Here is a 24,232-nt window from a genome sequence, read left to right on the forward strand (position 1 = left end):
ATGACTTTTTCCCCTAACGTCGCGGTCATCACCAGCGACGAACAAGCCCTTGTTGTCGCCAGCGACCTGGCCGAAGACTTTCGCCGTGACAGCGCCCAGCGCGACCGCGAACGCCGCCTGCCCTTGCCCGAACTGGACGTGTTTTCGCGCTCCGGCCTGTGGGGCATCAGCGTGCCCAAGGAGTATGGCGGCGCCGGCGTGTCCAACGTCACCCTGGCCAAAGTCATCGCCCTGATCGCCCAGGCCGACGCCTCGCTGGGCCAGATCCCGCAAAACCACTTTTATGCGCTGGAGGTCCTGCGCGTAAACGGCAGCCCTGCCCAGCAACAACGCCTGTACGCCGAGGTGCTCGCCGGCCAGCGCTTCGGCAATGCGCTGGCGGAACTGGGTACCAAAACCGCCCACGACCGCGTCACCTCCATCACCCGCGACGGCGATGGTTTTCGCATCACCGGCCGCAAGTTCTACTCCACCGGCGCGATCTACGCCCAGCGCATCCCCACCTCGGTGGTGGATGAACACGGCGTACAGCAACTGGCGTTTGTGCCCCGTAACAGCGAGGGCTTGAGCGTGATCGACGACTGGAGTGGCTTCGGTCAGCGCACCACTGGCAGCGGTTCGGTGGTATTCGAAAACGTCTGGGTGGCAGCCGAGGACGTAATCCCGTTCCAGAGCGCCTTCGAGCGCCCGACCACCGTCGGCCCGCTCGCGCAGATTCTTCACGCCGCCATCGACACCGGCATCGCCCGTGCCGCCTTCGAAGACGCGCTGCACTTTGTGCGCACCAAAACTCGCCCGTGGATCGACGCCGGCAACGACAAGGCCAGCGAAGACCCGCTGACGCTCAAGAGCTTCGGCCACTTGAGCGTCCGCCTGCACGCTGCCGAAGCCTTGCTGGAACGCTCGGGTGAGTACCTCGACCGCGCCCAGGCCGACAGCAATGCCCAGACCGTCGCAGCAGCCTCGATTGCTGTCGCCGAAGTGCGCGCATTGAGCACTGAAATCTCCCTGGCCGCCGGCAGCACCTTGTTCGAGTTGGCGGGCAGCCAAGCGACCCTGGCCGAACATGGCCTCGACCGCCACTGGCGCAACGCCCGCGTACATACCCTGCACGACCCGGTGCGCTGGAAATATCACGCAGTGGGCAATTACTACCTCAACGATGAAAACCCACCACTGCGGGGGACCATCTGAATGGCCAAGAAAAAAATCCTGCTCAATGCCTTCAACATGAACTGCATCGGGCATATCAACCACGGCCTGTGGACTCACCCACGGGACACCTCGACGCACTACAAAACCGTCGAATACTGGACCGACCTGGCGCAAACCCTGGAGCGCGGGCTGTTCGACGGCCTGTTCATCGCGGATATCGTCGGCGTGTACGACGTGTACCAGAACGCTATCGACGTGCCGCTCAAAGAGTCGATCCAACTGCCGGTCAATGACCCGTTGCTGTTGGTATCGGCCATGGCCGCCGTGACCAAAAACCTCGGTTTCGGCCTCACCGCCAACCTCACCTACGAGCCGCCGTACCTGTTCGCCCGGCGCATGTCCACGCTCGATCACCTGAGCCGTGGCCGGGTCGGCTGGAACATCGTCACCGGCTACCTCGACAGCGCGGCCAAGGCCATGGGCCTGACCGAGCAGGTCGAGCATGACCGCCGCTATGACCAGGCCGATGAGTACCTGCAGGTGCTGTACAAACTCTGGGAAGGCAGTTGGGAAGACGACGCGGTACTCAACGACCCCAAGCAACGGGTCTACGCGCAGCCGGGCAAGGTGCACAAGGTCGAGCACCACGGCGAGTTTTATCAGGTGGAGGGTTATCACCTGTGCGAACCCTCACCGCAGCGCACGCCGGTGCTGTTCCAGGCGGGCAGTTCAGACCGTGGCCTGCTGTTTGCCGGGCAACATGCCGAGTGCGTGTTCATCAGCGGCCAAAACAAGGCCGCGACCAAAGCCCAGGTGGACAAGGTGCGCGCCAGTGCCGTCGCGGCCGGGCGCAACCCGGAGGACATCAAGGTGTTCATGGGGCTTAACGTGATTGTTGGCGCCACCGAAGAACTGGCCTGGGCCAAACACGCCGAGTACTTGAGCTACGCCAGCCCGGAGGCCGGCGTGGCGCATTTTTCGGCGTCCACCGCGATTGATTTTTCTCAATACGAAATCGACGAACCGATCCAGTACGTGAAGAGCAACGCGATTCAGTCGGCCACCAAGAACCTGCAGAACAACGACTGGACCCGGCGCAAATTGCTGGAGCAGCACGCCTTGGGTGGGCGCTACATCACTTTGGTTGGCTCGCCCGAACAGGTGGCGGATGAGCTGGAATCCTGGATCAGCGAGACGGGGCTGGATGGCTTCAATTTGACGCGCATCGTGACGCCGGAAAGCTACGTCGACTTTATCGATTTGGTGGTGCCGGAGTTGCAGAAGCGTGGGTCGTACAAGACGGCTTATGAGACCGGCACCTTGCGCGAAAAGGTCTTCCAGGGCACTGCCCGACTGCCCGAACAACACACCGGCTCCACCTACCGACACTGAACCAAAACTGTGGGAGCTGGCTTGCCTGCGATGGCGGTGGGTCAGCAAAAAATATGTGGCTGACCCACCGCCATCGCAGGCAAGCCAGCTCCCACAGTTGACCGCATTGTTCTTATCCATACCTTATGACTGGAAATCGATTATGAAAAAAACACGGCTCTCCCACCCAGTCAAAGCACTGGCCCTGGCCTTCGGCTTATTCAGCGCCAGCGTTTTCGCCGCTGACGCACCGCTGAAAATCGGCACCACCGCCGCCTTCGCGATTCCCCTCGAAGCCGCCGTGGCCGAGGCCGACAAGCAAGGCCTGAAAGTCGAGCTGGTGGAGTTCACCGACTGGATCGCGCCCAACGTCAGCCTGGCTGCCGGCGATATCGACGTGAACTACTTCCAGCACATTCCGTTTCTGGAAAACGCCAAGGCCGCCGCCGGCTTTGACCTGGTGCCATACGCGCCGGGCATCATCAATAACGTCGGGCTGTACTCCAAGAAGTACAAAACCATCAACGACCTGCCCCAAGGCGCCAGCGTGGCGATTGCCAACGACCCGATCAACAGCGGTCGCGGCCTGCAATTGCTGGCCAAGGCCGGGCTGATCAGCCTCAAGCCGGGCGTGGGCTACAAGGCCACCGAAGAAGACATCATCGCCAACCCGAAAAAGATAAAGATCCTGCAAGTCGAGGCCGTGCAACTAGTGCGCGCCTACGACGACGCCGATCTGGTGCAGGGCTACCCGGCCTACATCCGCCTGTCCAAGACCTTCGATGCCGAGTCGGCGCTGCTGTTCGACGGCCTCGATCACCTGGAGTACGTGATCCAGTTTGTGATCCAGCCCAAGAGTAAAACCGACCCTCGGGTGATCAAGTTCGTCGACATCTACCAACACTCGCCGGTAGTACGTGCTGCGCTGGATAAATCCCTCGGTAAGCTCTACCAAGTCGGCTGGGAAGCTAAAAAATGACCGCCGCCAACGCCCAACTGCGCGACCTGAGCACACCGCCCAGAGACGCCGAGCAGACAGAGCTGCACCCGGACCTGAACCGCGCCCATGTGCGTTTTATCAACCTGGGCAAAACCTATGACGGCGCCGTGCATGCCCTGCAAGGCATTGATCTGGCGATCCAGCACGGTGAAGTGTTCGGCATTATCGGCCGCAGCGGCGCCGGTAAATCCTCGCTGATCCGCACCATCAACCGCCTGGAGCAACCGAGCAGCGGCCGCGTGTTGATTGATCAGGTGGACATTGGTGAGTTCGACGAAGACCGCCTGGTGGCGCTGCGGCGGCGCATCGGCATGATCTTCCAGCACTTCAACCTGATGTCGGCCAAGACCGTGTGGCAGAACGTCGAACTGCCGCTGAAAGTCGCCGGCGTGCCCAAGCCGCAGCGTGAGCAAAAGGTGCGCGAGTTGCTGGAGTTGGTCGGCCTCAAGGACAAGCACAAAGCCTACCCGGCGCAACTCTCCGGCGGGCAGAAACAGCGCGTGGGCATTGCCCGCTCGCTGGTGCACGACCCGCAGATTTTACTGTGCGACGAAGCCACTTCGGCCCTCGACCCGGAAACCACCCAGTCGATCCTCGGCCTGTTGCGCGAGATCAACCAGCGCCTGGGCCTGACCATCGTGTTGATCACCCACGAGATGGCGGTGATTCGCGATATCTGCGACCGCGTGGTGGTATTGGAACACGGGCGCATCGTCGAACAAGGCCCGGTGTGGCAAGTGTTCGGCAACCCGCAGCACGAGGTCAGCAAAACCCTGCTGGCGCCGTTGCAACACGGGCTGCCGGACGAACTGCAAAGTCGCTTGCAGGCTGAACCTTCGTCGACGGCGGCGGTGGTGTTGCGGTTGCAGTTCACCGGCAGCGCCGCAGACGAACCGGACCTGGCCGCGCTGTTCAGCGCCCTCGGCGGGCGCGTGCGCTTGCTGCAAGGCGGTGTGGAACGGATTCAGGGGCATGCCTTGGGGCAATTGTTGTTGGCGGTAAATGGCTCGCCACACAACGCCGAAGAACTGCGCAACCGTGCCGGGCATTGGGCACAACAGGTGGAGGTGCTGGGCTATGTGGTTTGATCGTTTATTACAGGGCGCCATCGACACCTTGTTGATGGTTGGCGTGTCATCGCTGATCGCATTGCTGGTGGGGATACCGCTGGCGGTGTTCCTGGTCACCAGCGACAAGGGCGGCATCTACCAGGCTCCGGCGCTGAACCGCGTGCTGGGAGCGTTCGTCAATTTGTTCCGCTCGATTCCGTTTTTGATCCTGATGGTCGCACTGATCCCGTTCACCCGGCTGATCGTCGGCACTACCTACGGCGTGTGGGCCGCCGTTGTACCGCTGACCATCGCCGCCACGCCGTTCTTTGCGCGCATCGCCGAGGTGAGTTTGCGTGAGGTCGATCATGGTTTGATCGAGGCAGCGCAGGCCATGGGCTGCCGCCGCTGGCACATTATCTGGCATGTGTTGCTGCCAGAAGCACTGCCGGGGATTGTGGGTGGTTTTACGATTACCCTGGTGACCATGATCAACTCGTCGGCCATGGCTGGGGCGATTGGGGCTGGAGGCTTGGGGGACATTGCGTATCGGTATGGGTATCAGCGGTTTGATACGCAGATCATGTTGACGGTGATTGTGCTGCTGGTGGTGTTGGTGGCGGTGATTCAGTTGGGTGGGGATCGGTTGGCGCGGGGGCTTAACAAACGCTGAAAGATAGTCGCGGGCTCTCTAAGAAAGCCCCTACAACAGTGCGCCGTTTGTCGATACTGTCAATTCTCACAGCTAGACGCCGTGAAGTTCTCAGGCGCCTTATTTCGTTTACCCAGCGAGCTAATGTGGCACGCGATAAACGAGCAAGGGGATGACTATGTCCGGCTTACCTCCAGATTCTAAAGAAGATCTCAATAACCCGTTTTCGTTTGTCCCAGGTGTACGACTCAAGAAGCCATTCGGCCCGGACACTCAACCTACCTACCCAGAAGACGCCGATTGGGGGATGGGCGTCCGTCACCTGCGGCCCGCCATATTCGGTTTTTTCCCATGGACGACACTTACGGTCAACGACGAATACATTATCGTCATCAATGGCGAGAATGTTGCGTCAGGTTTCGTCACAGAAACAGATATAACGGCTAAACCCAAAGCCTACTACGTTACAGTCCCACAAATGCCACCAGGCGTTGTCGAGGTACGCGGCCTAGTGATACGCGCTCACGCTGGGAACAGAAGTTACTCGCCAGTTGAAAAAGTGCTGGTCATACCCACTCACCCCGCCGGGTTTGACCAAGAGAGCAATAAGCCATGGCACAGTGGGTTAAAGATGTCGATCGAAGGCATGCCCAGAGGCTCGTCCATCACTGCAGATACCCTGAAAACCGGATTCTGGTGCGTGATCAACAAGCATCTCTACGCTCGCAAAAATGACGTACTGATTGTCCGCTGCGGCGGTAAGGATACCCCTTATACATTGAGTGAGCAGGATGCCAAAGGACCTGGGCCATATCGGGTGCAAATCACACCGGAGACCCTCAAAAATATCGCCAAGAGTGGAGAGATAGAAGTCGTCTACACGGTCGAAAATGTGGTTAAGAGCCGTCCAGGCGGGGACTACCGGTTTTCCGAAAGCTACAAATTGGTTTCAGAACTGGAACCCAACTTGCGTACCCCTCCATACTTTCTAAAAGATGGCGAGCCCTCCGATGAACTTGACCTGAGTGCCGACAGCCAGGCCACGCTGGAAATGGAAGTCACACCAAACGCCACAAAACCCATCCCTAGGCCTCTGAATCAGATCACGGGCATAGTGACGTTTCTGGACGGCGACAAGGAACTCAAGACTGTGCGCCTACCGGCTGTTCAAGACAACGGTCGTGGCGCCACCGTGACAATTGCACTCGACTACGCCCTGTTCACAGATGTGGCAGCCGACAAGTTCCGGCTGACCTACGAGTCGCATACTTCCACTGGAGTGACGTTGGGGACTTCGAGCAGCTCATTAGTCACGCTAATGGGCCTGCCGGTGTCGTTGCCGCCGGTGACTGTGCAGGGTTTACTGGCGGGGCTGCTTGCCAGCGACAAAGACGCCATCGTTACCATCCCCAAATACCGCCCCTATTCTGCAAGCTGGGTGGAAACCTTCTGGGTAAAAGCCATTGGTAGCAGCGGTATTTACGAAGAAGCTCAAGTGGCAGGAGGTGAAGGTGGAACGCGCCACCTGTCGAAGGCAACCTTGAAAACGTTCGAAGGCAAACGGGTCGAATTTTACTACACCATCGGCAAGCGTGAAGATGGCTCTGTGCTCACCCTCACATCAGCAAAAGTTGAGGCACTGATCGGGGCTTGGGTTGGCGAGCTACGAGCGCCTATTGCTCAACTTGCCGAAGACGGATACCTCGACGTTGAGAACGTGCCGTACGAAGAGTTTCTGGTGAAGTTCCCCTATGAGGAAACACTTAATGGTGATGTCGTTGCCTATAGCTGGACAGGCAACAATTCAATGGGCTCGGTCAACGGCACTTTTACCATCACGGAGGATACCGAAGGTCAAGTCTTTGCAAACCTCTTCTTCCCGCTGGAACGCCGGTTGCTGGACAACAGTCGGGAAGCCCAAATCAGCTTCAGATACACGGTGACTCGCCCAAGTACAAAACAGATCTTTCGCTCCGAAGTGGCCTACATCACGATCGGCAAGAAGCCGGTGCTTGACCCGGCTGAAGTGGTAGAGGCTGGCACACTTCAATACGAAATTTTCCCGAAAAACGTCATTACAGGAGCCACCGTAGCGGCGAATTTCACAGGCGCTCGCTCCACTGATGTGGTGACTGTCTATTGGGAAGGTTCGTTTAACCTCAGCAGCGCCCAAGTGCTGGCAGTGTGGGATCCTAAGGCCAAGAGGTTCATTGCTCGTATCGACCCAGACGTCATTTCCAGGGGCGTTCGCAAGGATGGAAACGAAATCACTGTGTGGTACGAGTTTACCCGCGGGCGGTCAACACACACGTCCTCGCCCAAAAAGTTTCTGCTCAAGCCGCTTGAATATCGGCCAGCGCCGACCATTGTGGATGCAGGTGCCAGTGAGACGATTCTGCGCCTTTATGAGCTGACAGCTAGCGCCATAACCCGAGTCAAACAGTGGAACCTGATTCGCCCTGACCAACTTGTGCGTATAACTTATTCCGGTGTTTTTGTAGATGGCACGCCATACACCGAGACATTCAACGACGAAAAAGTCACTACGGACCACGTCTTGAATGGATTCTCCTCGACTACGCCAGTAGCAAATATGCTCCGCCTCCAGGACCGCTCCCGCCTTAACATTCAATGTTCGGTGGACCTTACGCGCACCGGGGACGAGAGCGCGAGGCTGCTGTTCGAGGAGAACACCTACGTTATTGAAGCTCTCTCGTCCGTCCAGGCGGCGCCAGCCTTTGCCAATATACCCGGAGCCAAGATCTCCGTTTACGCACCTGACTACGCGAAAAAAGCCTTTTTGACCGTGGCGTTTCCTGGAATGAGGCCCGCGCAAAAAATCAGCCCGGAACTGATTTTCCCGGATGGAACGGTCACTACGCTGAAAACTCAGGAGGGTGTGGCCACAGGGCGCATCGACTTTGCTATCGACGACGCAACGTTGGCGAAAATGGTCAACAAGGTCATGACCATGCGGTATACCGTTCTGACGTCAGGCGCCAAACTAATTACATCTAAGGTTCAGGAAGTCACAGTGCAACCTCTGCGTGAGGCTGACAAACCGCAAGTACTCATCAACAATACGCCTGACGGCGGAACGTTGGACATCAATAAATCCACGGGTAAATTCCTAGCGAGTATGGTGCCATGGCCATTGGCTGCAAAAGGGCAATATGCGTTGATCCAACTACGAGCCACCGGAATAAAAACGCTAGACCTGTTCCCCTGGGGGCCGATCAGTTTAGAACAGGCAGTGAGTGGCATAAAGGATCTGGAAGTGCCGCAAAGTTGGCTGGACAGTGTGCCGCCTGGGACGCAGATCATTGTGGACGCGAGTGTCATCCTCGATTTCAGTAACAATACAGACCATGCAACAGCTCTTCGATCAACGACGTATAAAGTAATTGCCAAGCTAAAGCTAAGTGCCTCCGTGATTAACTTGAATGGACTTTCTGTAAGAGTCAACTGGCCAAGAACGGGGTTGGAATCAATTGGTAACACCGCACAACTGGTCGCCACCGGCGGTTCAGGGGGAGTTACATGGTCCTCGAGCAGTCCTGGTGTGGTATCCGTGACGCCCCACGGGTTTATAAAAGCCAATAGCTGGGGAACAGTGACTATCACTGCGAAAGACCAGGCAGGCAATGTAGCAACGTGCCAGGTTAACGCCAGCAACGTCTACAACTTGGTGGTTAACAACTCACTGGCTCTTTTGGCCCCAATGGTGGCGTGGATAAATACAGGCCACCGCGCCGTAGGCTTTGACGGTATTGGCGATTTACAACGTGTATATGGGGCCGCACTGCCAGTGGATTTCTTTTATTGGTTAGGATATGCCGATCCTGGTCGCGGTTATTTTTACCACTTTCAAAATCGTGGCATTTTCTTGGGCGGTGAAAACAATCACAATTTCCGCGGTATGACACTGGTGCGAGCCTAGCGGATCAAACCGCAGGTTAAGAAACATCGAAGGGGATGAGTGCAGCACTCATCCCCTTCGTCTTTTATGCTGAAAAGAAAGTAAGGGGTATAGTCCCCTGATCTCCCAACCCTGAAGCACCCACCATGAAACTCGCCCCCGAAGACCTCAACCAGATCACCACCACCACCCTCGGCCACTACAACAAAGTCGCCGAAGACTTCCGCGAAGGCACACGCGATCACGATGTGAGCCAGAACATCGACGCCCTGCTGCGGCATATCGACGGCTCGGCGCCGTTTACCGTGCTGGATTTCGGCTGCGGCCCTGGGCGGGATTTGCGCACGTTTACGCGCATGGGGCATATCGCCGTGGGGCTGGACGGCTCTGAGCGCTTTGCGCAGATGGCGCGTGAAGACAGTGGTTGTGAGGTGTTGCAGCAGGATTTCCTGAAGCTGGATTTACCCGCCGCGCGCTTTGATGGGGTGTTTGCCAATGCGGTGCTGTTTCATATTCCCAAGCAGGAACTGCCACGGGTGCTCAAGCAGCTGCATGGGGCGCTGAAGCCGGGTGGTGTGTTGTTCAGTTCCAACCCTCGAGGTGAGAATCAGGAAGGCTGGAACGGGCCTCGGTACGGGTCTTATCACGACCTGGAGGCGTGGCGGGGTTTGCTGACGGCGGCGGGGTTTGTGGAGTTGGAGCATTACTACCGACCGGCCGGGTTGCCGCGGGAGCAGCAGCCTTGGTTGGCGAGTGTGTGGCGCAAGCTTTAGAACTCGGTTGCCTGGTCAGACGCTTTCGCGAGCAAGCCCGCTCCCACATTTGACCGAGTTCCAATATTGGAATGCGATCAAATGTGGGAGCGGGCTTGCTCGCGAAGGTCTTTGCGGCGCGGTCATTGGACCTGATACACCACCGGTTTTTCACCCACCACCAACGCCGTCACACTGCGCTCCGCATACCCTGCTTGCTCCTGCACAGAAAAATTCGCCACCAACCTTGTGCCATCGGCAAAGGTAGTCTGTTGCACCTTTTTATCCGCTGTCAGCCAACGGAAATCGGTCATCGCCTGAGCCGCCAAACGCTGATGCAACGGCCTGAAAAAGCGGTCCTGACGCTGGATCACTGGCAGCCGCTGCGCAAAGGTCGCATCCGTCAGGTGATACAGCGGCGGCACGTTGTAGAGCAACTGGGTCAGCTCGTTCTCGGCCCGCACATTGCTCAGCTTCAGGCTGTCGAACAGCCAATGGTGGGTGGTAATCACCGAGCCGTGAAACACCGCCTGGTACAGCGGCAGGCGCGTCGTCGGGTCGAAGTACAGCGTGCGCAACGGCTCTTTCAACGGTACAGGCTTGAAGAACACCGCCGGCTGTTCCGGCGGGTACCAGTTGCCGACGTAATAGGGCGACTGCTTGTCCTGGGTCATCTGCCGATCGCCCCAACCGATCACCGGCGTCTGCATGCCGTGGGCAAACAGAGTGCCTTGAGCAGTGCTGGCATTGCCATCTTCGGAGCCCGCCGGCAGCTTGAGTACTGTGCTGATCCAGCGGGAGGCGTCGATATTGCCTTCAGCGTTCTGCGCCTGAGTCATTGGCGCACTGTCACGGTAGCTGTCGAACACCATGCCGGTGGCGTAGGCATCCAGGAACCAGGCGTTGAAACCGGCTTTGGCCTGCACGGCCTTCACCCGCGCTTCCAGTGAAGGCCGTATACAGCGTGGGTCGATGTAGTGGCCCGATTGCTGGAAGCCCGTCTTCAACTTGCCGTCCTTGAGCACAATCGCGCAATCGCGGTAGGCCCTGGCGCCCAGGTGCGCGGTGGTCCAGTCCGGGTTTTCGCTGGCGGACAAGGCGGTTTCGTAGGAATCGTAAGGCGCTACCAGGTAACCAGCCTCGACACCGGCGCGAATCGCTTCGGGGTGCCACAGGCCGCCTTCCCAGCCTTCGCCCAGGGTCAGTAACAGGCGCGGCAGCCCGGCGTCACGCAGGGATTGAATCGTCTGGTTGCCCCAGGCCTCGGGGGTGCCGGTCAAGGCCCCGGCAAAGTCCTTGGCCAGCTCGCTGCGCAGTTCACCATAGCGGGCGGCGAGTCGGGTCATGTCCGGGTCTTCGACTTGCCATGCCTGCCGCGCGCGCTGGTTGATCGCCGCATTGAGGCCGCGCAGCAAGACACCTTGCTCATAGCGATTCAAGGCGGTGGCCTGGGCCAGAACCTGAGCCGCCCCTTTGTCCAATAACCCTTTGAGTACATGGCCGCGCAAGCGCTTGACCAGCAGTGGCCAATCCCGCACATCGGCCCGTGCCAGCAGGCTGTTACCCCACAGGTAGATATGGCTGGCGCCCAGCAGTTTTTCGGCCTCCGGCGTTTGCCGCAGCTTGTCGGCCAGCGGCTCATAGCGGCCTTGCTCCACCAGCCATTGGCGATAGCGCTTGGCGCCGGCCAAGGGGTCGGCGTCGCCCAGGTGCAAGCGCAAAGTCATCGGCGCCGTGGGGTCAAGACGGGTAAATTCGTGAGCCACCGAGAGTGCCAGGCCCTGGCCGTCGGCCTGCCATTGCAAGTGGTTGTTGTAGGGGTTGGTCAGCAACCAGTTCAATGTGAAGCGGCCGTGATCCATGCCCCACAGCGGCAGGCTGAGGTCTTGGGTGGTATTGAGTTCGCCCTGCTCCAGCAGAAACGTTTTCCATACGGCGTTACCGGCCGGTATGTAATGCCCTTCGGCCAAGGGCCAGATCAAGCCCTTGCCTATGGCCGCCGCGGGTTGGCGCAGCAACGGCAACTCACCCGGCTCGCGGGCGCTGAGGGTCAGGGCCAGGTCGCGTTGCTCAAGGCGAGCCGTCAGGCGATAAGCGCCGTTGTCCCACTGCCACGCAGCCTGCTCGGCACCCGCCTGCATATCACTGACAGCATGGGCAGCCACCCCGCTGGACGCTTGCACAGCGGCCTCGCCTGCGGGCGTGACACTCAGCGCCAGCGTGGCGGGGTCGAGTTCGACACGCCACAGGGCGTTTTCCAACACGGTGCCGGCTAATGCCAGTGGAGACAAAAACAGGCAGACAACCAGCAAAAAATGACGCATGGCACGGGCCTTCCAGACAAGATCAGGCCCGGAGGGTAATGCACATAACCCTCAGAAAATGTTCGAAAAGTGTTTCAAAGAACCTTCCCACATCCTTTCAGGAAGGCTCCGATGGTCAGGCCTGTTCTTTTTTCGGCTCGCGAATCTTGTACCAAGCCACATACAACGCCGGCAAAAACAGCAGCGTCAGCAAGGTGGCAATGATGATCCCGCCAATCATCGCGTAGGCCATCGGCCCCCAGAACACCTCCCGCGCAATCGGGATCATGCCCAGGCTGGCCGCCGCTGCAGTGAGCAGGATCGGCCGGCGCCGGTGCTCGGTGGCTTCCACCACCGCGTCCCACGCTGTGTAACCGGCCACTTCATATTCGTGGATCTGCGTCACCAGAATCACCGAGTTGCGGATGATGATGCCGATCAGCGCCAGAATGCCGAGGATCGCCACAAAGCCCATGGGCGTGCCGGTGGGAATCAGCGCCAGCACCACACCGATAAGGCCCAGCGGCGCGACACTGGCCACCAGGAACATCTTCTGCACGCTGTGCAGCTGGATCATCAGGAAGGTCGCCATCAGGAACAGCATCAGCGGCACCACCTTGGCAATCGGGCCTTGGGCTTTGCCGCTTTCTTCGACGGTGCCGCCGGTGGCCACCTTGTAACCCACCGGCAGCTCGGCGCTGAATTTCTCGATGGTCGGCGCCAGCTGTTTCACCAGGTCCGTGGGTTGCATCTCGTCGCGCACCGAGGCCTTGATGGTGATCGTCGGCTTGCGGTCGCGACGCCATACCAGCGGCTGCTCCAGCTCATAACGCACGGTGGCGAAGGCCAGCAGCGGAATCGAGGTGCCATTGGGCGTGACGATCTGCAGGTTCTGCAAGGTTTCCGGGGTGCCGCGCTCGGCATCTTCGGCGCGGCCGACCACGTTGATCAGGTAGATATCGTCATGTACCTGGGTCACCGAGGCGCCGCTGACCACGCTGTTCATCAACTGCGCCACGTCTTCCGACGACAGCCCCAGTTGCCGCGCCTTGTCCTGGGCGATGTCCACGCGCAGCACTTTGCCCGGTTCGTTCCAGTCGTAGATGATCTCGCCCAGGTGGGTGTTTTGATCCAGCAACGTTGCCAGTTCGATAGCGTGTTTGCGCACCTGATCGATGTCTTTACCCGACACGCGATACTGAATCGGCCGCCCCACCGGCGGGCCCATTTCCAGCGGCTGCACATAACTGCCGATGCCGACAAAATCATCACGCAGGCGCTTTTGCAGGCGCGCAATCAAGGCGCCGCGCTCCTCCAGGCCTTTGCTCACAATGACCAGCTGCGCGTAGTAGGGGTTTTCCAGTTGCTGGTCCAACGGCAGGTAGAAACGAATCGCGCCCTGGCCGATATAGGTACTCCAGCGGGCGATATCCGGATCGTCCTTGATGATCGCTTCGAGTCGATCGACGGCCTTGCGCGTCTCGTTGATCGAGGCGTTTTGCGGCAAGTTGAGGTCGACCAGAATTTCCGGGCGGTCCGAAGACGGGAAAAACTGGTTCTGTACAAATTGCATCGAAAACACCGAGGCCACAAACAGGCCCACGGTAATGCCGATGGCCCACCAGCGGTTGCGCATGGCCCAGAGCATGCCGCCATTGAAGGCGCGGCCGATACGCCCCGGCTCGGCGTTATGCGGTTTTACGTTGGCGCTGAGGATATGCACGCCGATCACCGGCGCAAACAGCACCGCCACCACCCACGACACCAACATGGCCACGGCAATCACCGCGAACAGGGTGAAGGTGTACTCGCCCGCCGAACTGGCGTTGAGGCCAATCGGCACAAAACCGGCGACGGTCACCAGCGTACCGGTAAGCATCGGGAAGGCTGTGGAGGTGTAGGCGTAAGTCGCCGCCTGCTCCTTGGTTTCGCCTTTTTCCAGGCGCGTGATCATCATCTCCACGGTGATCATCGCGTCGTCCACCAACAGGCCGAGGGCAATGATCAAGGCGCCCAACGACACCCGCTGCATGGTGATGCCGCTGTATTCCATGAACACAAACACCAGCGCCAGCACCAGTGGAATCGAGCACGCCACCACCAGGCCAGCACGCATGCCGAGGCTGATAAAACTCACCACCAGTACGATGATCACCGCTTCAAACAAGGCGCTGGTAAAGCCGCCGACGGCTTCTTCCACCACTTCGGCCTGGTCGGAAACCTTATGCACGCCAACGCCCACCGGCAGGTCGGCGGTCAGTTCGTCCATGCGCGTGTGCAGCGCCTTGCCGAACGACTGGATATTGCCGCCCTTCTGCATGGCGATGGCCAAGCCAATCGCCTGTTTGCCATTGAAGCGGAACATCGGCCGCGCTGGGTCGACGTAGCCACGGCTGATATCGGCAATGTCCGCCAACCGATAGAAGCGGTCATTGAGCCGCAGGTTGACGTTGGCCAGGTCTTTTTCCGAGGCGAATTGCCCGGACGTGCGCACGGAAATCCGCTCCGGCCCGGCCTCGATCACCCCGGCGGGGGTCACGGCGTTCTGTGATTGCAGGCTTTGCACCACTTGGCGCTGATCAATGCCCAGCGCCGCCAGTTTGCGCGTGGAGAAGTTCAGGTAAATCACTTCGTCCTGCTGGCCGATCATCTCGACCTTGCCCAGCCCCGGCACCGAACGGATCTCGGCGCGCACCTGTTCTACGTAGTCGCGCAGCTGGCGCATCGACAGGCCGTCGCCGGTAAAGGCATACACCGAGCCGAACACATCACCAAACTCATCGTTGAACGACGGCCCCTGCAAACCCTGGGGGAAGGTGCCGCGAATATCATCGATTTTCTTGCGCACCTGGTACCAGATGTCCGGGATGGCCTTGGCGCTGGTGGTGTCCTTGAGGAACACAAACACGGTGGACTCACCCGGCCGCGTGTAGCTTTTCACGTAGTCGAGGGAGTCGAGTTCTTCGAGTTTTTTCTCGATGCGGTCGGTGACCTGCTTGAGGGTTTCTTCCTGGGTCGCGCCCGGCCAGCGGGTCTGGATCACCATGGTCTTGATGGTGAACGACGGGTCTTCCTCGCGGCCCAGGTTCATGTAGGAGAACACGCCCATCAGCAGCGCGACGAACATCAAGTACCAGACGAAGGACTGATGCTTGAGGGCCCAGTCGGATAAGTTGAAGCTCCCTTTCATCGCGGGCTGTCCTCGTCGATTTTGACTTTTTGCCCGGCTTTCAGGCTGTTCACGCCAGCGGTGACGATGCGTTCGCCGGGTTTGACGCCGCCGTTAAGCAGGGCGCTGTTGGCATCGCGGCTGATCACCGTGACGTCACGCGGCTGCACGGTCTGGCTTTGGGTGTCGAGCAGCCAGATGCGGGTCTTGCCGTCGACTTCCTGCAAGGCAGTCAATGGCAGTTCGATACGCGGAGCGATGGCGCTGCTCAAGGTCACGCTGATGGCCGTGCCAAGGCGAAACGCAGGTGGCGTGTCGGCCAGGGTCAGGCGCGCGCGGCGGGTGCGCGTGGCGCTCTGGGCCTGGGGTTCGATTTCGCGCACGATGGCGGTGGTATTGACGCTGGGGTCGAGCTGCCCGGCGACCAGAAACACCACGTCCGGCGGCAGGCGCTCGGCGAGCCCGGCGGGCAGATCGATCACCGCTTCCTTGATATCCGGACGCGCCAGCGTTACCACTTGCTGGCCGGCGCTGACCACTTGGCCGGCCTCGGCATTCCAGGCGGTAACGATACCGGCGTGGTCGGTGCGCAATTCGGCGTAGTTGAGTTGGTCTTTAGCCTGGTTGACCGAGGCTTTGGCTTGATCAAGGGTCGCCTGGGTGGTTTTCAGGTCGGTCTGGGCCACATCCAGCTGGGCCTGGGCACCGACGCCGCGATTGAACAGTTCCTGCTGGCGCCGGGCGTTAGCCTGGGCGTTGATGAATTGCGCCTGCACGCGGGCAAGGTCGCCCTGGGCGGCGCGCAGCTGGTTTTGCTGGTCGGTGGGGTCGAGCACCGCCAGCAAGGCGCCCTTCTCCACTTCGGCGCCAACATCCACGGCACGGCGGGCGATACGGCCGGGCACGCGGAAACCCAGGTTGCTTTCGTAGCGGGCCTGGATGGTGCCGGCGAAGCGGCCGAGGGTTTCCTGGTCTTCGGACTTCACTTCCATGGACAGCACCGGGCGCACGGGCTCGGGCGGCGCTTCCTCTTTGGAGCAGGCGGCCAACAACAGGCTGGCGGCAAGCAATGCCGTCAGGCGCTTCATGGCTGGACTCCTTGTTGGGCGATCTCGACGATCATGCCGGGGTGCAGCAATTGCCCGCCGGCCACCACGACTTTTTCGCCGCCTTTGAGGCCATCGCCAATGATCACTTTGCCGGTCAGGTAGCGCGCTACCGTCACTTTGTGCAGTTGCGCCTTGCCGTCGCCGTCAATCAGCCACACGGCGGGTTCGTTGAGGTCTTTGGTCAGCGCCGACCATGGCAGCTCGATACTGGCTTTGGCCGGGCCGCTGGCCGTGGCGCTGACCACTGAACCCAACTGCATGCCTTTGGGCAGCGATTGCAGGGCGATTTTCACTTGCACGGTGCCGGTATTGGCGGCCACGGCGGGCGTGACTTCGCGCACTTTACCCACAGCCTTGATGCTCGGGTTGTCCAGCAGGCTCACGGTAATGGGCGCATCGGGCGGCGGCTCCACCAGCAAGGATTCATAGACATTGAACACCGCATCGCGCTCGCCATCGGTGGCCAGGCTGAAAATCGGCACGGTGGCCTGCACCACCTGGCCGACTTCGGCCTGGCGCGCCGTTATCACGCCCGGCGCATCGGCGATCAGCGCGGTGTAGCCGAGTTGTTCGCGGGCATTGGCCAATTGGGCTTGGGCGGCAGCCAGGGCACTTTGGCTGCTGCGCAACGCGGCCTGGGCGGCGTCGTATTCGCTGCGGCTGGTGTAGCCCTTGGGCAGGAGCTTTTCCTGGCGCACGAAGGCGGCAGCGGTTTGCTTGACCCGCGCCTGCTCGGCCACGACCTGGGCCTGGGCGGAATCGACGTTGGTCTGCAAATCCTTGGGGTCGAGCTTGGCCAGCACTTGCTTGGCGGTCACGCGGTCGCCCACGTCGACCATGCGCTGGATGATCTTGCCGCCCACGCGAAAGGACAAGTCAGTTTGCACGCGGGCCTGGATATCGCCGGTCAGGGTCACGGCGGCGGCAAAATCCGCGGGCTGCACGGTCTGCACAAACACCCGCGAATGTTCCTTGGGTTCGGTCTTTTCCTGGCCGCAGCCGCTCAACAGCGTCAGTAGGCCAAGTCCGAAAATACAGGTGTAAATACGACCGCCCATGCAGGCTCCTTTTGCGTGACGCGATGTGACAGTGAGTATGCGACTGTGAGCTTAGATCAGGGTTCCTTATCTGCATGGAGCATCCCATACTCCAAGGGTTCCCACGCCGACTAAATACACATGCTCAAAACCCTCGCGGTGGCCAACTACCGCTCGATCAATAAATTGGTGGTGCCGCTGGAACGGTTGAACCTGGTCACCGGCCCCAATGGCAGCGGCAAGTCCAACCTGTACCGCGCTTTACGCTTGCTGGCCGAAACCGCCCAAGGCGGGGTGATCAATGCATTGGCGCGTGAAGGCGGGCTGGATTCGACCTTTTGGGCCGGGCCCGAGAACATCAGCCGACGCATGCGCAATGGCGAGGTGGCCGTTGAGCCGACCGTGCGCCAGGGCGTCAAACGCCTGCGCCTGGGGTTTGCCGCTGAGGACTTCAGCTACGCAATCTCCCTTGGCTTGCCGGAAAAGACCCTTTCCGCGTTCCAACTGGACCCGGAGGTAAAGAAAGAATGCATCTGGGCCGGTCACATCTACCGCCCGGCCAGCCTGCTGGTGCAGCGCTCCGGGCCGATGGTGCGCGCCCGTGATGGCCGCGCCTGGGATGTACTGGCCCAGCACACGCCCAACTACCACAGCCTGTTCGATCAGGTCGGCAGCCTGCGTGGCTCGCCGGAAGTGTTGCTGCTGCGCGAAAGCATTCGTGGCTGGCGTTTTTATGATCATTTTCGCAGTGATGTGGATGCACCCGTGCGCCAGCCGCAACTGGGCACGCGCACGCCGGTGCTGCATCACGATGGGCGCGACTTGGCTGCGGCATTGCAGACCATCCGCGAAATCGGCGACCCCGAGGCGTTGCAACGCGCAGTCAGCGATGCCTTCCCCGGCGCGCGGTTGAATATCGAGCCGTTGCAGGGCGGGCGTTTTGCGATTGAGTTTTATCAGGAAGGTTTGCTGCGACCGTTATCGGCAGCGGAATTGTCAGACGGCACCTTGCGCTACCTGCTGCTGATCGCGGCACTGCTGACGCCACGGCCGCCGACCATGATGGTACTCAACGAACCGGAAACCAGCCTGCACCCGGACTTATTGCCGGCGTTGGCGCGTTTGATTATCCAGGCCTCGACGCAGTGCCAGGTGTGGGTGGTGTCGCATGCCAGCCGCTTGATTGCAGCGTTGCAGCAGGATGAACAATGCAATTCGATCGTGCTGGAGAAGGTGATGGGGCAGACTCAGATTGTCGGCCAGGGGATTCTGGATGCACCGGCCTGGCATTGGCCGGAATAATCGGTGCCTGGAAGGGCCTCTTCGCGAGCAAGCCCGCTCCCACACTTGAAGGTATTCACAAATCAAAATGTGGGAGCGGGCTTGCTCGCGAAAGCGGTAGATCAGTCACCACAAAAGCAACGGATCAGCCCTGCCACTTCCCGCCTTCAACAATCACACTCTCAGGCTTGGTGTCATCGCTCAGTTCTTTTCGCACGTACTGGTCATACAGCTTGAGCAAAAACTTCTCCTCACCCAACTTCGCCAGCTCCGCGTTCACCCAGTCGCGCAGTTCGATATTGCCCTTCTTCACCGCCGGAGCAATCGGCGCTTCATCCCCGAGTTTCTCTTCCAGCACGCGGTAGCCAGGGTTCTGCTTGGCCCAGCTGAACAGCACCAGGTTATCTTGCGCGTAGGCATCGCCACGCCCGGCCGAGAGGGCTTGCAGTGACTCGGAGTTTTTCTCGAACTTGAGCAGTTTCCAGTCCGGGTGGTTCTTGGTCAGCCAGATATCGGCGGTGGTGCCGGTGGTGACGATAGTGGTGCGGGTGGCCAGGTCATCCAGGCTTTTCACCGCGCTGTCATTCGGCACCAGTGCCTGTACCGCAACTTTCAGGTTGGGGTTGGTGAAGTCCACCGCTTCCTTGCGCTCCGGCGTCACGGTCATGTTGGCGAGGATCAGGTCGACCTTGTCGCTTTGCAGGAACGGAATACGGCTGGCCGGCTCGACGGCTACGAACTCGACCTTGTTTTCATCGCCCAGCAGGTCCTTGGCGAATTGGCGGCCGATGTCGGTATCAAACCCCACATAGCGGCCCGCTTCGTTGACGAAACCAAACGGGGGTTTGTCGGTAAACACGCCGACGATCAGCTTGTCACGTGCTTTGATCTTGTCGATGTAGCTGGCAGCAGCGACGGGTTTTGCAGGCTCTTCGGCCTTTTTATCGCAGCCGGCCAGTAAGGCAACGGCAAACAGTGGCAGCAGTAGTTTTTTCATATCAGCTCCAATTCCTTGGTCTTTTTGGGCAGTGTTGAAACAAAGGAGAACTTCTCCAGAAACTGCTGCGCGCGTGCGGTTTGCGGGTTCGTAAAGAATGCCTCGGGGGTGTTGTGTTCGAGAATGCGACCGGCCTCCATAAACACCACGCGGTCAGCGACGGCGCGGGCGAAAGCCATTTCATGGGTGACGATCAACAGGGTCATGCCGTCGCGGGCCAGGCCTTGAATCACTTCCAGCACTTCCTTGACCATCTCCGGGTCGAGGGCGGCGGTGACTTCATCAAACAGCATGACCTGCGGGTTCATGCACAGCGAACGAACGATGGCGATGCGTTGCTGCTGGCCGCCGGACAGCTGGCGTGGGAAGGCATCGCGCTTGTCGGCGAGACCTACGCGCGCCAGCAGTTTCTCTGCTTGCTCACGGGCTTCGCGTGGGTCGCGTTTTTGCACTTTCAACGGGCCGAGCAAAATGTTGTCGAGCACGCTCATATGCGGGAACAGGTGGTAGCTCTGGAACACCATGCCCACGTCCTGGCGCACCTGGCGCCAGTCGGTATTTTTGTCCAGCAGCTCCTTGCCGGCAAACCGCAGGCTGCCGCTGTGGGCGACTTCCAGCCCATTGAGGCAGCGCAGCAAGGTGCTTTTGCCGCAGCCGCTGGGGCCGAGGATCACCACCACTTCGCCGCTCTGCACGCTCAGGTCGATGCCCTTGAGCACCTGCGCCTCGCCGAAGAATTTGTTGAAACCCTGGAACTCGATCAATGCGCTCATGCCTGGCCCCAGCGCCGTTCCAGCACCTTGGAGGCGGCCGACAACGGGTAGCAGATGAAAAAGAAAAACAGGAACAGCACGCCGTAGATCAGTACCGACTCGTAGGTGCGCTCGATGATTTGCTGGCCGACCTTGATCACATCCACCACGCCAATCAGCACCGCCAGCGAGCTGGTCTTGATGATGCGTGTGTAGACGTTGATGGTCGGCGGCGTCATGCGTTTGAGGGCTTGGGGCAGCAATACGTAGCCGTACAGTTGCGGGTCGGATAAACCAATCGACAGCCCCGCCTCGCGCTGGCCACGTGGCAGCGAATGCAGCGCGCCACGCACCACTTCGCCCACCTCGCTGGCGCCCCAGAGCGACAGCACCAGCACCGCGCACCAGAAACTGGGAATGCTCAGGCCAAAGAAAATCGGCAGCCCGAAAAACAACAGGTACAACCACACCAGCACCGGGATCGCCCGGAACAGTTCCAGGTAAACCCGCAGCACCGCGTTGATCAGCCGGTTATTCAAGGTGCGCAACACGCCATACAACACACCGCCGACGGTGCTGAAGGCGATGCTCAAAAACGAGATCGACAGGGTTTGTGCAGCGCCCTTGCCCAATTGCGGCAACGACACCCACAACAACTCAAGACCCGAACTGGCCATGCTGGAGCCTCCTTTCCAGGCGGCTGAGCAACAGCGACAGCGGCAAGAACAGCAACACGCAAATCAGCGTCAGCACGGCGAGCATTTCGTAGGTCTTGTAGTAGAGCGCGATGTAGCTCTTGGTGGTGTAGAGAATCTCCGGCACCGCCACGGCGGACACTACGGTGGTCTCTTTGAGCAAAAAGATGAAATTGGCGAACAGCGCTGGCAGGCTGAGGATACCGGCCTGGGGCAGGATCACATGGCGCAGCAGTTGCCAGTCGGACAGGCCGATGGACTTGCCCGACTCGATCTGCGCCAGCGGCACCGCTTCCACCCCGGCGCGCAGCACTTCAGTGAGGTAGGCACCGCCGAGGAAGGTCATGGTGATGATCGCCGCCCAGAACCCGGAGATATTGAAACCCAGGGCCGGCAGTGCGAAGTACACAAAAAACAGTTGGATCAGCAGCGGTGTGTTACGCGCCAGTTCCACATACAGCGCCACCAGGCGTGACAGGTAGGGCGTGCGAAACACCAGCAATGCGGCGTTGATCAGCGCCACCAGCAGGGAGGTGGCAATGGCGATCAAGCCCACTTGCAGCGTCACCCCCACGGCCTTTAGAAACGCCGGCAAGGTGCTGAGGATAAAAGCAAAATCGAAGGTCATCTTGAGTCCATGACGCCGCAGGGGTAATGCGGCGGGCGCTGTCCGTTCCGACGAGGGTAACGCCGGGTAGCGCGAACTTTAAAGGTATAAAAAGTAAAATTTAAATACCAAAATAGCATATTGATATCACCCAAAAAGATAACCGACGGATTCGCGGCTTTGGCGGGTGACGGCTATGGTTGCTGGGTCTGTGTTTCGAGGGAATGACTGATGAACGAAGCGAAACCGATTGATCCGCAGGAGCTGGTGAAGTGGTTGGTGGCGCTGCGTCGCGCGATCAATAGCCGCGATATCTGAGCCACTGAAGATCCAAATGTGGGAGCGGGCTTGCTCGCGAATGCGGTCTTTCAGTAACAAATTAATTGACTGTTACACCGCATTCGCGAGCAAGCCCGCTCCCACAGTTTTAACCGCATTCCAGGTTCCGGCCATAAAAAAACGCCGACGCTGTAGTAGCCGTCGGCGTTCAAACCTTGAAGGGGGTTTGGTCTACATCAGAACGCAGGCACTACCGCGCCGTTGTACTTCTTCTCGATGAAGGCTTTGACTTCCGGGCTGGTCAGGGCTTTGGCCAGTTTCTGGATAGCATCGCTGTCCTTGTTGTCCGGGCGGGCCACCAGGAAGTTCACGTACGGCGACTTGGCGTCTTCGATGATCAGCGCGTCTTTGGCTGGGTTCAGGCCGGCTTCGAGGGCGTAGTTGGTGTTGATCACGTCCAGGTCAACCTGGTCCAGCACACGTGGCAGCAGCGCCGATTCCAGCTCTTTGAATTTCAGGTTTTTCGGGTTGCTGGCGATGTCTTTCGGCGTAGCCAGTGCATTGGTCGGGTCTTTCAGCGTAATCAGACCGTTCTTTTGCAGCAGCAACAGGGCACGGCCGGCGTTGGAGCCTTCGTTCGGGATAGCTACGGTGGCGCCATCTTTAAGTTCAGAGATGTTCTTGATCTTTTTCGAGTAACCACCGATCGGCTCAACGTGCACACCAATCACGGTGACCAGGTTAGTGCCCTTGCCCTTGTTGAAGTTTTCCAGGTACGGCAGGGTCTGGAAGTAGTTGGCGTCCAGACGCTTTTCGGCGACCTGGGTGTTGGGTTGCACATAGTCAGTGAAGACTTTGATTTGCAGGTCCACGCCTTCTTTAGCCAGGGTCGGCTTAACCAGCTCAAGGATCTCCGCGTGCGGGATCGGGGTAGCCGCTACCACCAGTTTCTCGTTGGCCTGGGCGAAGCTTGCAGTCAGGGCAGCCGCCAGTGCGGTAAACAACAGAACCTTTTTCATGCAGTGTCCTTATCGAAATTCCGGGGCGTCTCTGACGACCGTTTTTTATGGTGTGCCAGCGAAGTGCTATCGCGGCGTGGAATGGACAATACCTAGTTTTTTTATTCCCGAACAATATCTTTTATTCAAGTTGATATTCCATTTTATTCATGTAGCCGCTGTTCATTTAGAAAGCTGAGCAAGGCGTGCTGCTCGGCGGTGCTGGCACTCGCGAAGATCCGCTGCAGTTGTTCCAGCGGCGAGCCTGCGGCGGGCAGGTTCAAATGCTCGGGCAAAATCTCATCGCCACTGCTTACCAACAACGCAAAGTGAATAACGTTTTCCAGCTCGCGGGTATTGCCCGGCCAACTGTGATGCTCCAGCACACGCTGGGCGGCGTCACTGATCAGCGGCACCGGCAGGTCCAGGCGTTGGCTGTAGATGCCAAGGAAATACTCAGCCAGCGACAGGATGTCGCCAACCCGCTCGCGCAGGGCCGGCAGGTCCAACTGGCCTTCGCTCAAGTAATGGAACAGGCGCTCATGAAACTTGCCGGCGGCTACAGCCTGGGCCAGGTCGATGCTGGTGGCCGCAACCAGCCGCACATCCACCGGGCTTGGCTGATGAGCGCCGACACGGGTGACTTCGTGGTTTTCCAGGGCGGCGAGCAATTTCACTTGAATCGGCAGCGGTAAGTCGCCGATTTCATCCAGGTACAAGGTGCCGCCATTGGCCGAGCCAAACCAGCCGGCCCGGCTGCTGGCTGCGCCGCTGTGGCTGCCGGCGGCATAGCCGAACAATTCGGCGTCGGCGTAGGTGGGGCTAATGGCACCGCAGTTGACTGAGACAAACAAACCCGTGCGGTCGCTGCCACGGTGAATATGCCGTGCGAGCAGCTCTTTACCGCTGCCGGTCTCGCCGCGAATCAATACCGGCAACGCACGTGGCGCAAGACTTTCCAGCTCTTCACGCAGTTGGCGTGAGCGGGGGTCGACAAACACCAGCGCCTTGGCGCGGATGCTCAGCGGGCTTTTTTCGGCATCGGGAAAGGTCAGCAACGGCTGGCCAAAGGTGTCATGACTCATGGCAGGCTCCCGCCCCAAATCC

The 24,232-nt window shown here is 59.5% G+C and carries 18 protein-coding genes; 8 read left to right on the forward strand and 10 right to left on the reverse strand.

Annotated features, from left to right (window positions below):
- From FFI16_RS25515 to FFI16_RS25545, 7 genes are all read left to right on the forward strand, one after another.
- On the forward strand, positions 1–1,194 hold the full coding sequence (locus FFI16_RS25515; RefSeq protein ID WP_138817319.1) for an SfnB family sulfur acquisition oxidoreductase: 1,194 nt from the start codon (positions 1–3) through the stop codon (positions 1,192–1,194).
- Positions 1,195–2,547, forward strand: coding sequence for an LLM class flavin-dependent oxidoreductase (locus FFI16_RS25520; protein WP_138817320.1), 1,353 nt, complete (start codon positions 1,195–1,197; stop codon positions 2,545–2,547). It begins immediately after the preceding gene.
- Between the two features lie 142 nt (positions 2,548–2,689).
- Positions 2,690–3,505, forward strand: a complete 816-nt coding sequence (locus tag FFI16_RS25525) for a MetQ/NlpA family ABC transporter substrate-binding protein (protein WP_138817321.1) — start codon at positions 2,690–2,692, stop codon at positions 3,503–3,505.
- A complete protein-coding gene (locus FFI16_RS25530; RefSeq protein ID WP_138817322.1) occupies positions 3,502–4,614 on the forward strand; it encodes a methionine ABC transporter ATP-binding protein in 1,113 nt (370 codons plus the stop codon). Before FFI16_RS25525 ends, FFI16_RS25530 begins: the two co-directional genes overlap by 4 nt.
- Positions 4,604–5,248, forward strand: coding sequence for a methionine ABC transporter permease (locus tag FFI16_RS25535; RefSeq protein ID WP_065930862.1), 645 nt, complete (start codon positions 4,604–4,606; stop codon positions 5,246–5,248). Before FFI16_RS25530 ends, FFI16_RS25535 begins: the two co-directional genes overlap by 11 nt.
- 151 nt (positions 5,249–5,399) lie before the next feature.
- Positions 5,400–9,167, forward strand: a complete 3,768-nt coding sequence (locus FFI16_RS25540) for a hypothetical protein (protein ID WP_138817323.1) — start codon at positions 5,400–5,402, stop codon at positions 9,165–9,167.
- A 125-nt stretch (positions 9,168–9,292) separates the two neighbouring features.
- Positions 9,293–9,919: a bifunctional 2-polyprenyl-6-hydroxyphenol methylase/3-demethylubiquinol 3-O-methyltransferase UbiG gene (locus FFI16_RS25545; protein ID WP_138817324.1), complete on the forward strand. Its 627-nt coding sequence runs from the start codon at positions 9,293–9,295 to the stop codon at positions 9,917–9,919.
- A gap of 122 nt (positions 9,920–10,041) precedes the next feature.
- On the opposite strand, the gene FFI16_RS25550 is transcribed toward FFI16_RS25545, so the two are convergent.
- From FFI16_RS25550 to FFI16_RS25565, 4 genes are all read right to left on the reverse strand, one after another.
- Positions 10,042–12,222, reverse strand: a complete 2,181-nt coding sequence (locus FFI16_RS25550; RefSeq protein WP_138817325.1) for a glycoside hydrolase — start codon at positions 12,220–12,222, stop codon at positions 10,042–10,044.
- Between the two features lie 115 nt (positions 12,223–12,337).
- On the reverse strand, positions 12,338–15,391 hold the full coding sequence (locus tag FFI16_RS25555) for an efflux RND transporter permease subunit (RefSeq protein ID WP_138817326.1): 3,054 nt from the start codon (positions 15,389–15,391) through the stop codon (positions 12,338–12,340).
- Positions 15,388–16,458: an efflux RND transporter periplasmic adaptor subunit gene (locus tag FFI16_RS25560; protein WP_138817327.1), complete on the reverse strand. Its 1,071-nt coding sequence runs from the start codon at positions 16,456–16,458 to the stop codon at positions 15,388–15,390. Before FFI16_RS25560 ends, FFI16_RS25555 begins: the two co-directional genes overlap by 4 nt.
- Positions 16,455–17,537 (reverse strand): efflux RND transporter periplasmic adaptor subunit, encoded by a 1,083-nt coding sequence (locus FFI16_RS25565; protein WP_138817328.1) that lies wholly within the window; start codon positions 17,535–17,537, stop codon positions 16,455–16,457. Before FFI16_RS25565 ends, FFI16_RS25560 begins: the two co-directional genes overlap by 4 nt.
- Positions 17,538–17,657: 120 nt before the next feature.
- On the opposite strand from FFI16_RS25565, the gene FFI16_RS25570 reads away from it, so the two are divergent.
- Positions 17,658–18,818, forward strand: coding sequence for an AAA family ATPase (locus FFI16_RS25570; protein WP_138817329.1), 1,161 nt, complete (start codon positions 17,658–17,660; stop codon positions 18,816–18,818).
- A 124-nt stretch (positions 18,819–18,942) separates the two neighbouring features.
- Here FFI16_RS25570 and FFI16_RS25575 read toward each other — a convergent pair whose 3' ends face one another.
- The 6 genes from FFI16_RS25575 to FFI16_RS25600 all read right to left on the reverse strand — a co-directional run bounded on the left by FFI16_RS25575 (position 18,943) and on the right by FFI16_RS25600 (position 24,210).
- On the reverse strand, positions 18,943–19,794 hold the full coding sequence (locus FFI16_RS25575; RefSeq protein ID WP_056858162.1) for a transporter substrate-binding domain-containing protein: 852 nt from the start codon (positions 19,792–19,794) through the stop codon (positions 18,943–18,945).
- Positions 19,791–20,567: an amino acid ABC transporter ATP-binding protein gene (locus FFI16_RS25580; RefSeq protein ID WP_056858161.1), complete on the reverse strand. Its 777-nt coding sequence runs from the start codon at positions 20,565–20,567 to the stop codon at positions 19,791–19,793. The genes FFI16_RS25575 and FFI16_RS25580 overlap by 4 nt, the downstream gene beginning before the upstream one ends.
- Positions 20,564–21,223, reverse strand: a complete 660-nt coding sequence (locus FFI16_RS25585) for an amino acid ABC transporter permease (RefSeq protein WP_138817330.1) — start codon at positions 21,221–21,223, stop codon at positions 20,564–20,566. The genes FFI16_RS25580 and FFI16_RS25585 overlap by 4 nt, the downstream gene beginning before the upstream one ends.
- Complete coding sequence (locus FFI16_RS25590) at positions 21,204–21,869, reverse strand: amino acid ABC transporter permease (RefSeq protein WP_003187615.1); 666 nt, start codon at positions 21,867–21,869, stop codon at positions 21,204–21,206. The genes FFI16_RS25585 and FFI16_RS25590 overlap by 20 nt, the downstream gene beginning before the upstream one ends.
- A gap of 494 nt (positions 21,870–22,363) precedes the next feature.
- Positions 22,364–23,146 carry a MetQ/NlpA family ABC transporter substrate-binding protein gene (locus FFI16_RS25595; protein ID WP_138817331.1) on the reverse strand — a complete coding sequence of 261 codons (783 nt, stop codon included), beginning with the start codon at positions 23,144–23,146 and terminating at the stop codon, positions 22,364–22,366.
- A gap of 143 nt (positions 23,147–23,289) precedes the next feature.
- Positions 23,290–24,210 (reverse strand): sigma 54-interacting transcriptional regulator, encoded by a 921-nt coding sequence (locus FFI16_RS25600; protein WP_138817332.1) that lies wholly within the window; start codon positions 24,208–24,210, stop codon positions 23,290–23,292.
- Between the last annotated feature and the right edge of the window lie 22 nt (positions 24,211–24,232).

Origin of the sequence: Pseudomonas sp. KBS0710, assembly GCF_005938045.2 — a bacterium.
Classification (GTDB): domain Bacteria; phylum Pseudomonadota; class Gammaproteobacteria; order Pseudomonadales; family Pseudomonadaceae; genus Aquipseudomonas.